The sequence below is a fragment of the Phenylobacterium sp. genome (assembly GCF_030645195.1).
Lineage (GTDB): Bacteria > Pseudomonadota > Alphaproteobacteria > Caulobacterales > Caulobacteraceae > Phenylobacterium.
In genome coordinates, this window is record NZ_JAUSLW010000123.1 from 1 (window position 1) to 1,183 (window position 1,183).

At 66.9% G+C, this 1,183-nt stretch carries 1 protein-coding gene and 1 pseudogene; one reads left to right on the forward strand and one right to left on the reverse strand.

The features are described 5' to 3' along the window. On the reverse strand, positions 1-859 hold an 859-nt coding region (locus Q7T09_RS10645; RefSeq protein WP_304699581.1), incomplete at its 3' end, for a 5'-3' exonuclease H3TH domain-containing protein. Positions 860-1,062: 203 nt separating this feature from the next. Between Q7T09_RS10645 and Q7T09_RS10650 the strand changes: the two are divergent. After that, positions 1,063-1,183: pseudogene (locus Q7T09_RS10650) on the forward strand (DNA polymerase III subunit beta); the annotation flags it as partial.

The window sequence follows — 1,183 nt, forward strand, 5'->3', positions numbered from 1 at the left end:
CCACCAGCAGGTCCTCGAGGGGGGAGGGCAGGGGGGTGTCACAGTCCAGCCGAACCAGCTCCCGCGACAGCCGAATCTGGTCGGCGAAGTCGATCAGGGTCTGGCGGCGCTTGTCCTGCTTGACCTCGCCAGCGCGAGCCAAGAGCGTGTCGAGGTCGCCATACTCGTTGATCAGCAGGGCGGCGGTCTTGATGCCGATCCCCGGCGCGCCCGGCACATTGTCGACGCTGTCGCCGCACAGGGACTGGACGTCCACCACCTTCTCCGGCGGCACTCCGAACTTCTCGATCACCTGCTCGCGGCCGATCAGTAGGTTCTTCATGGTGTCCATCATGAACACCCGGTCCCCCACCAGCTGCATCAGGTCCTTGTCGGAGGAGATGATCCGCACCTCCCCGCCCATGTCGCGCACCTTGCAGGCATAGGCCGCGATCAGGTCGTCGGCCTCGTAGTCCTTGAGCTCGATGGAGGGCACGCCGAAAGCTCGGGTGGCCTCGCGCACCAGGGGGAATTGCGGGATCAGGTCCTCCGGCGGCGGCGGACGGTGGGCCTTGTATCTGTCGTAGAGCCGGTTTCGGAACGTGTCGCCGGAGTGGTCGAAGATCACCGCCAGGTGGGTGGGGGCGTCGGCCTGGGCCTTCATGTCCACCAGCAGCTTCCACAGCATGTTGCAGAAGCCCGAGACCGCCCCGATGGGCAGGCCGTCGCTCTTGCGGGTCAGCGGCGGCAGGGCGTGGAAGGCCCGGAAGATGAAGCCCGATCCGTCCACCAGATAGAGTCGGACCGCCGGCCCGTCCTGGGTGTTGTCGCGGGGCAGGTCGGGCAGTGGCGGGGCGTCGGCGATCGGCGTGTCGGTCATGGCTCCAAGATAGGGGCGCAATGTCCCTTGGTCACCTGCGCAGACCCGCGGGACGCGGCCCAACGCCACATAGTTATCAGATCATCAAGCCAGCGGGCCCAGCCCCCTTCCGCACGGCGGCAATTCGGCTAAAGTCGCAAGTCCCTTCCTCTCGGGGGGCGGCGGCGCACGGGCGCGCCGTTGGCCACAGGTTCGGACTGACCATGAAATTGACGATCGAGCGGGCGGCGCTTCTGAAGGCGCTCGGGCATGTGCAAAGCGCGGTGGAACGCCGCAACACCATCCCGATCCTCTCCAATGTGCTGCTCTCGGCCGAGGGCGAGC